The organism is Streptomyces sp. NPDC088732, from assembly GCF_044751205.1.
Taxonomy (GTDB): Bacteria; Actinomycetota; Actinomycetes; order Streptomycetales; family Streptomycetaceae; genus Actinacidiphila.
The window spans coordinates 311,402-319,305 of the sequence record NZ_JBIVLI010000008.1; the positions used below are offsets into that span (position 1 = coordinate 311,402).

General features: G+C 73.5%; 7 protein-coding genes. 5 read left to right on the forward strand and 2 right to left on the reverse strand.

The window, feature by feature from the left end:
• The first annotated feature begins 218 nt into the window (after positions 1-218).
• The 5 genes from ACIP9H_RS16665 to ACIP9H_RS16685 all read left to right on the forward strand — a co-directional run bounded on the left by ACIP9H_RS16665 (position 219) and on the right by ACIP9H_RS16685 (position 5,349).
• A complete protein-coding gene (locus ACIP9H_RS16665; RefSeq protein ID WP_401959579.1) occupies positions 219-1,511 on the forward strand; it encodes an MFS transporter in 1,293 nt (430 codons plus the stop codon).
• A 49-nt stretch (positions 1,512-1,560) separates the two neighbouring features.
• Positions 1,561-2,514 (forward strand): RimK family alpha-L-glutamate ligase, encoded by a 954-nt coding sequence (locus ACIP9H_RS16670; RefSeq protein ID WP_401583394.1) that lies wholly within the window; start codon positions 1,561-1,563, stop codon positions 2,512-2,514.
• A 73-nt stretch (positions 2,515-2,587) separates the two neighbouring features.
• On the forward strand, positions 2,588-3,535 hold the full coding sequence (locus ACIP9H_RS16675) for an RNA polymerase sigma factor (protein WP_401583395.1): 948 nt from the start codon (positions 2,588-2,590) through the stop codon (positions 3,533-3,535).
• Between the two features lie 66 nt (positions 3,536-3,601).
• A complete protein-coding gene (locus ACIP9H_RS16680) occupies positions 3,602-4,516 on the forward strand; it encodes an alpha/beta fold hydrolase (protein ID WP_401583397.1) in 915 nt (304 codons plus the stop codon).
• Positions 4,513-5,349 (forward strand): GNAT family N-acetyltransferase, encoded by an 837-nt coding sequence (locus tag ACIP9H_RS16685; protein ID WP_401959582.1) that lies wholly within the window; start codon positions 4,513-4,515, stop codon positions 5,347-5,349. The genes ACIP9H_RS16680 and ACIP9H_RS16685 overlap by 4 nt, the downstream gene beginning before the upstream one ends.
• Positions 5,350-5,417: 68 nt before the next feature.
• On the opposite strand, the gene dxs is transcribed toward ACIP9H_RS16685, so the two are convergent.
• On the reverse strand, positions 5,418-7,346 hold the full coding sequence (dxs, locus tag ACIP9H_RS16690) for a 1-deoxy-D-xylulose-5-phosphate synthase (RefSeq protein ID WP_401583400.1): 1,929 nt from the start codon (positions 7,344-7,346) through the stop codon (positions 5,418-5,420).
• A 153-nt stretch (positions 7,347-7,499) separates the two neighbouring features.
• Positions 7,500-7,904: IS5 family transposase (locus tag ACIP9H_RS16695; protein WP_401959584.1), on the reverse strand; the 405-nt coding region annotated here is incomplete at its 5' end.

Below are 7,904 nucleotides of genomic sequence, written 5' to 3' on the forward strand. Positions count from 1 at the left end.
ACCACGAGCTCTCCTCTCACCGGTCTCTCCGCCCGCTCTCCGCCCGGCACGCCGCGCGACGCGCCGCACCACCGGTGAGCCGCCGACCCACGGGGCGCAGGCGGGAGTTGCGGGGAGCGGCCCGTTGCGGGCACGGCGCGAAGCTGCGAAGGTTCCCCGCGTTCTGACGTGTCCACGTCCCGGTGTCCACGGCACCGGGCGGTTCCCGCGGCGGTCGTATGCAGATCAGCACGGTCCCGAACGGCACCGCCCGCGGCGTGGGCCGAGGCCGGCTGCCCACCGCACTGCGCCGGCTGCTGCTCGCGCAGTCCCTGAGTCAGGCCGGGTTCGTCGTGATGAACCTCGCCATGCCGCTCATCGCGGCAACCACCCTGCACGCCTCGCCACTCGGCGTGGGGCTGGTCTCCGCGTGCCAGACCGTCGCGTTCCTGCTGATCGGGCTGCCCGTCGGGGTCTGGGTCGACCGGATGCGCAAGCGGCGGATCATGATCACCGCCGACCTCGTGCGAGCCGCGGCCCTCGCCCTCGTCCCGGCCCTGTGGGCGCTCGACGCCCTCACCGTCGCCGCCCTCTGCGCGGTCGCGCTCGTGGTGGGCACCGCCACGGCCTTCTTCGACGTCGCGGAACAGAGCTACCTTCCGCACCTGGTGGCGGCCGACCGGCTCGTCGCCGCCAACGCGCGCCTGGTCACCGTGGAGCAGACCGCGGCCGTCGCCGGCCCCGGGACCGCGGGACTCGTCGTGCAGGCGGTCACCGCGCCGCTGGCCGTCGCGGTCACCGCCGTGTCGTACCTGGGCTCGGCGGTCTTCCTCGGCCGCATTCCGGACCGCGGCGAGCGGATCGCGGCGAAGACCGGCGAGCCCCTGCACCGCGCGGTGGCCGAGGGCGTCCGCCATGTGTGGCGGCATCCGCTGATCCGCCCCCTCGTGGCCTGCTCGACCACGATGACCTTCTGCTGGAGCATGGGGTACGCGATGCTCCTGGTGCTGCTCGCCCAGGACCTGGCGGTGCCCGCCGCCACCATCGGGCTGCTGTTCACCGCGGGCGGGGCGGGCGGGCTGCTGGCCACCGCCGTCGTACGCCGCCTGATCGAACGACTCGGCGACGGACGCGCCGTCGTGCTGAGCGTGACGCTGGCCGGCCCCTGCACGCTGCTGTCCGCGCTCGCCGCCCCCGGACCGCGGCTGGCGCTGGTGGCCTGCGGCCAGTTCGCCTTCGCGGCGGGCGTGGTTGTCTACAACGTCGCCCAGGTCAGCTACCGCCAGCGTTCCGTGCCGCCCGACCTGCTGGGCCGCGTCAACGCGACGGTGCGCTTCTTCGCCTGGGGCGCGCGACCGCTCGGCGTCATCGCCGGGGGCCTCCTCGCCGAGTCCTTCGGGACCCGGACGGCCGTCTGGGCCGGGGCGGCCGGCACCGCCCTGGCGGGCCTGTGGCTGCTCTGCTCCCCGCTGCGGTCGCTGCGCGTACTGCCGGGTCCGGACCCCGCACCGCGACCGGACCTCCTCCACTGACCCCGCCCGCCGCACCACTCACCCGTCGCAGCCCACCGAAGGAGACCCCGTGCACGGCGCCGGCCCGGCCCCCCTGGTGTGGATCACCACACCCGACAACTACGACCCGCGTGTCCAGGAGCGACTGAAACGCGAGGGCTCGGGGCGCGTGGACATGCTGCGCGCGGCCGGCTTCGACGTGCGGGTCGTCCACTCCTGCGACATCGTCCCCGCCTGGAACGGCCGCCCGCGCCTCCTGCACGACGGGGACGACCTGCTCGCGGAGCGGGCGGGCTTCCTCGTCACGTCCTGGACCTGGGACCCGGGCATCGCCCGCCACCTGGAGGCCGTCGTCCGGACGATCCGCGCCTCGGACAGCGTGCTCCTGACGGACGGGACCCTCGATCCCGACGGCCTCGGCACCGACAAACTGGCGATGTACCACCACGCGGCATCGCTGGGCGCGCCGGTCCTGCCCACGGTCAGTGTGCCCTTCGGCCGCTACGCGCGCCGCGCCCTCGACGCCGTCCGCTCCGAACTGCCCGAGGGCCCCTATGTGGTGAAACCGCGTTCGATGGCCATGGGATTCGGTGTGCTGAAGGCCGACACACCCCAGCACCTCGCCGCCACGGTCGACCTGCTGGCACCCTCGGGCCTGGGCTGCCTGGTCCAGCCCCACCTGCCCAACACCGGCGACCTGCGGGTCTACGTGTCCGAGGGCAAGACCGTCGCCGCGCTGCTGCGACGCCCCGGCGACGAGGCGTACCTGGCCAACGTGAGTCAGGGCGGCAGCGGCTCCGTGCACGAACCTCCCGGTGACACCGCCGCGTCGAGCGAGCGGCTGGCCCGCAGTCTCGAGGCGGACTATCTGTGCGTGGACTGGCTGCTGACCGGGGACCGCCCCGTGTTCAACGAGTGGATGACCGTGCTGGCCGGCTACGAGGACCTCACCGGCGCCCCGCGCCGGCGCGTCGAAACAGCACTGGTCGACCACATCCGGCACCGCCTCTCCGCGGCCGCGTGACCCCGCCCCGGTCCGGGCACCGGCGTGAGCGCCCGGACCGGGGTGCGGGCCGTTCTGATTGAATGGTCCGCATATGACTGATCCGCTGTCGAACGGGACACCGCTGGACGTCGACCTGGTGCGGGCCGCCCAGGCAGGCGACGCGGGCTCCCTCGGCCTGCTGCTCGCCAGGCACCAGGCGGCCATGCACGGGGTCGCCCTGGCCGTGCTGGGCCACGGACCGGACGCCCAGGACGCCGTGCAGGAAGCCGCGCTCATCGCGCTGCGGCGCATCGGGGACCTGCGCGACCCGGAGGCCGCCGGCCCGTGGCTGCGCATGGTGGTCCGCAATGTGTGCCGTGCGCAGCTGCGGAAGAAGTCGGCGGTGCCGGTGGCCGAGCTCGAGGGGTTCGCCGCCATGGACCGCTCGGGCGGCCCGCCCGACCCGGCGGACGTGCTGGACGGGCACGTCCTGCGGGACTGGATCTGGAGTGCGCTGGACAGGCTGTCGCCCGGGCTGCGGCTGGTGACCATGCTGCGCTACTTCACCGACGTCACGTCCTACGAGGAGATCGCGCTGCTGTGCGGCACCCCCGTCGGCACCGTGCGCAGCAGGCTCAACCAGGCCCGGGCGCAGCTCGCCGGCGGACTGGCGCGCACGGGCGACCAGGTCCACGACGACGTCGCCACCCGTACCGCCCGCCACCGCCGCCTCGCCGAGGAGACGATGACGGCGGCCCATCGCGGCGAACTCGCCTCGGCGTGGGCGGACTGGCGGTCGCCCCGGCTGGAGGTGACCTGGCCGACCGGCAAGCACTCGGACCTGGACTACCTGGGGTTCTCCTTCACGCGTGACGTCTCCGAGGGCGTCCGCCAGAGGCTGCTGAACGTGGTGGCGGGCCGCGAGGTGGTCATCTGGGAGGCCGCCATCATCAGCCCGCCGGAGGACCCGTTCCACTGCCCGCCCAGCGTGGTCTGGGTGCACTTCCTGGACGCGAACGGTGACGGCAGACTGCGTCTGTACCACCCGCGCCACCGCTGAGCCCGCCCCGCGAAAAAATCTTGGCGGCGGATCGAACCTCTTCGCTCCTCACCGCATCGTGGGGGTATGAACGCAACCTTTCCGGAGACGGAGTACGGCGGCCCTGCGCCCGCGGTGCGCAGCGTCCTGGTCGACGGGGTGCGCCAGGTCTACCGGGTCACGGGGCACGGGCCGGTGTGCCTCGTCCACTCGGGGGGCCCCGGTGTGCACCCCGAGTACCTGCGCATCCCCGCGCTGGAACAGCATCTGACCATGGTCTACGTGGACCCGGTCGGGTCCGGCGACAGTGACCTGCTGCCGGACGGGGACTACTCCATGTCCCGCTACGCGCGCTTCGCCGAAGCCGTGCTCGACGACCTCGGGGCGCCGACCGCCTGGTTCCTCGGCCACTCGCACGGCGGTTTCGTCGCGCTGCAGTTCGGCCTCGACCACCCCGAGCGCCTGGACGGGCTGATCCTCTACGACACCGCGCCCGTGTACGGGCCGGAGATGAGCGGGACGGCCACCCGGGAGATGGACCGGTTCGTCCGGCGCTGGCCGGACCGGCCGGAGGCCGCCGAGGCGGGGCGGGTGTGGGGCGCCCGCATGTCGGGGACACTGGAGATCACCGACAGCGGGTCGCGGGAGCGCTACCTCGCCGCCGTCCTGCCCGCCTACTTCGCCGACCACCGCGCGACGATCGGGCGCATCGGCAGCGCGCCCGCCCTCCGGGCCACCCATGACCCGAACCGGCTTCCCGCCGACTGGGACGTACGCGACCGGCTCGGCACCATCCGGGCACGGGCCCTGGTGATCGTCGGCAGCTACGACTTCATCTGCCCGCCCCGCTACGCCTACGAGATCCGCACCCGCATGCCGGACGCGCGGCTCTGCGAGCTGACCGCGAGCGGCCACTTCGGGCACATCGAGGAGACGGAGAGGTTCGTCGCCGCCGTGCTCGATTTCGTCACCACCAACCATCACAAGGGGAACCACGCATGACCACCACAGTGCCGACCGGCCTGGCCGAAGAGACCGAGATCAGGGCCTACAGCGACTTCGTGACCGGCGCGCCGGCGGACGTGCACGAGGCCCTGGGCATCGGCGCGCGGCAGTTCGGCGCGGCGCGGGCACTGGCCATCCGCGAGGACCCGAGCCGTTTCTTCAACCGGGTCGGGGGATTCGGGCCCGATGAGCCGGTCACGGCGGACGTCGTGGAGGAGGTGTGCGGCTTCTTCCGCGACCAGGGCGTGCCGCGCGGCTCGTTCATGATCGCGCCGTCGGTGCTGCCGTCGGACTGGGACGCGACCGCGGCCAAGTGGGGCCTCACCCAGGGCGCCCGTTTCGCCAAGCTCGGGTACGACGTCGCGACCGCGGTCGACACCGGTGACAGCGCGGCCGCGCTCGACCCGGACCTGCGCGTCGGCCCGGTCGAACCCCACGAGGCCCGCGAGTGGGCCACCGTGATGATGACGACGTTCGGCTTCACCACGCCAGCCATGATCGACATGGCCTCCGCATGCGTGGGCCGGCCGAACTGGCGGCAGTACGCCGTCCGGGACGGGGAACGGATCGTCGCGGTCGGCAGCGTCTTCGTGAACGGCGACTGCGCCGACATGTTCGGCGGAGCGACGCTTCCGGAGGCGCGGGGCCGCGGTGCCCAGTCGGCACTCCTCGCGGCCCGCGTCCAGGCAGCCCGTGACGCGGGCTGCCGCTGGCTCGTCGCCGAGACCGGGGCCGAGGGCCCCGGCGACCACAACTCGTCCCTCCACAACATGCTGCGCTCCGGCTTCGCGCCGCTGTACGAGCGGGTCGCCTGGGTGTGGGGCGAGTAGCCGGACCGGGCACCGGGGCGCCCGCGCCCGGTCCCGGTCGCGGGCGCCGCGCGGGCCGCCGCCCCAGGTCACCGTCCTGACACGGGCGCGGCGGCCCGCGCCAGGGCCTGGGTGACGGTGTCCGCGACGGCCGCCGCGGTCAGGCCCGCTTCCGCGAGGATCTCGGCGCGGCCGGCCTGCCGGGGAAAACCGTCCGCCACCCCCAGGACATGTACGGGGGTGCGGACACCGGCCTCCTGCAGTGCCTGGACCACCGCCGTTCCCACGCCCCCGGTCCGCAGGCCGTCCTCGACCGTGACGACCAGCGCGTGGTCGGCGGCGAGGGCGGGCAGTTCGTCGGGGAGCGGCTTGACCCACAGCGGGTCCACCACGGTGACCTCCACACCCTGCTCCGCGCAGAGCCCGGCCGCTTCGAGGGCGACCCGGGCCGTCGTCCCGACGGCGATCAGCAGGACGCCACCGGTGCCGGATGCCGCACGCAGGACGTCGACCGCGCCCACGCGGGCGGCCGCCGGGATGTCCGGGCCGACCGCGCCCCGCGGGTAGCGCAGGACCGTCGGGGCGTCGGTGACCGCGACCGCCTGCCGCAACTGCTGCCGGAGCGTGCGCGCGTCGCGGGGAGCGGCGATGCGCAGGCCCGGGACGGCCTGGAGCATCGCCAGGTCCCACAGCCCGTTGTGGCTCGGCCCGTCGTCGCCGGTGACCCCGGACCGGTCGAGCACGAGGGTCGTGCCGAGGCGGTGCAGCGCGAGGTCCATCAGCACCTGGTCAAGTGCCCGGTTCAGGAAGGTGCCGTAGAGGGCGACCACCGGGTGCAGCCCCGCCATGGCCATTCCGGCGGCCGAGGCGACCGCGTGCTGCTCGGCGATCCCGACGTCGAAGAACCGTGCCGGGTACCGTGCGGCGAAGTCGTTCAGGCCCACCGAGCCGGGCATGGCCGCGGTGATCGCCACCACGCCGGGGTGCGTTTCCGCCAGCTCCACCAGTTCGCGGCCGAACGCCGCCGACCACGACGGGGCGGAGGGCCGCAGAGGGCGTCCCGTCCGCGGGTCGATGGTGCCGATGCCGTGCAGGTGGTCCTCCTCGTCCTGCTCGGCGGGGGCATAACCGAGCCCCTTGCGTGTGATGCAGTGGACGACGACGGGCGCCCCGTGGTCCTTGGCGCGCTCCAGGGCGGTCTCCACGGCGGTGATGTCGTGGCCGTCGACGGGCCCGAGGTAGTGCAGTCCCAGCGCGGTGAAGAGGGAGTACGGCGTCACGGCCTCGGCCGGGCCCTCCAAGCCCGCCCGCAGGCCCTCCTTGATGCCTTCCTTGGCCGCGTGCAGGGTGCGGTGCAGCGCCCGGCCCGTCGTCCCGGCGCCGCCGAGGGCCTGTTTGCCCCAGCCCGCCAGGCGCTCGTAGCCGGCGTGGGCCCGCAGGGCCGCCAGGTGCCGGGCGAGCCCGCCCACGGTCGGTGCGTACGACCGGCCGTTGTCGTTCACGACGATCACCACCGGCCGGTCGGGGGCCTCGGCGATGTTGTTCAGCGCCTCCCAGGCCAGCCCGCCGGTGAGGGCTCCGTCGCCGACGACGGCGACGATGTGCCGGTCCGACTCGCCCGCCAGCTTGCGGGCCTTGGCCATTCCGTCGGCGTACGACAGGGCCGCCGACGCGTGGGAGTGCTCGATGTGGTCGTGCGCGGACTCCTCCCGGCTCGGGTACCCGGAGAGCCCGCCGCGCTGCCGCAGGCCCGTGAACTCCGCGGCACGCCCCGTCACGATCTTGTGGACGTACGCCTGGTGCCCGACGTCCCACAGCAGCAGGTCGCACGGCGAGTCGAAGACCCGGTGCAGGGCCAGGGTCAGTTCCACGACACCGAGGTTGGGGCCCAGGTGGCCGCCCGTGGCCGCCACGTGCCGGACCAGGAACTCGCGGATCTCCCCGGCGAGCCCGGCCAGTTCCGTACGGCTCAGACCTCGCAGGTCCGAGGGCTGGTTCACCCGTGCCAGCAGACTCATGCCGCCGCTCCTCCTGTGTGCCGATGTACCGTCGGCGGATGCGCGGCGGGCGGGCCACCACCGCCCGGCGCGCCCGCGTGCCAACTCCGCGGGGCGGGCCGCCGTTTCACGGTCCGGCCTGCGCAACCGCGTTGACGACACTAGGGTCCGTCTTCAAACGGATCTTGCCCAAAGCAGGAACGACGCGAGTGTGACCGCTGCTTCGTAGGAGGTGGCGGTCTTCTCGTAGCGGGTTGCGATGCCTCGGAAGCCCTTGAGCCGGTTGAAACAGCGTTCGACCATGTTCCGTTGTCGGTAGATATCGCGGTCGAACCGGGGCGGTCTGCCACCGTCTCGGCCGCGGTTGTGTCGGTGCCGTTGCTGGTCTGCTTTCTCGGGGATGGTCTGGGCGATTCCGCGTTTGCGCAGGTAGGCGCGAAAGCCGCGCGAGCTGTAGGCCTTGTCTGCGATGACCTGGTCGGGCCGGCAGCGTGGTCGGCCCAGGCCGGTGCGGGGAACGCGGATCCGTTCCAGGAGGGGCCGTGCGCAGATGCTGTCGTGGCGTTGCCCTGGCGTCAC

Excerpts from the sequence above, each read along its gene's own strand:
- ACIP9H_RS16665 (WP_401959579.1), top strand. The coding sequence starts at position 219 with ATGCAGATCAGCACGGTCCCGAACGGCACCGCCCGCGGCGTGGGCCGA.
- dxs (WP_401583400.1), bottom strand. The coding sequence starts at position 7,346 with ATGAGTCTGCTGGCACGGGTGAACCAGCCCTCGGACCTGCGAGGTCTG.
- ACIP9H_RS16680 (WP_401583397.1), top strand. The coding sequence starts at position 3,602 with ATGAACGCAACCTTTCCGGAGACGGAGTACGGCGGCCCTGCGCCCGCG.
- ACIP9H_RS16685 (WP_401959582.1), top strand. The coding sequence starts at position 4,513 with ATGACCACCACAGTGCCGACCGGCCTGGCCGAAGAGACCGAGATCAGG.
- ACIP9H_RS16675 (WP_401583395.1), top strand. The coding sequence starts at position 2,588 with ATGACTGATCCGCTGTCGAACGGGACACCGCTGGACGTCGACCTGGTG.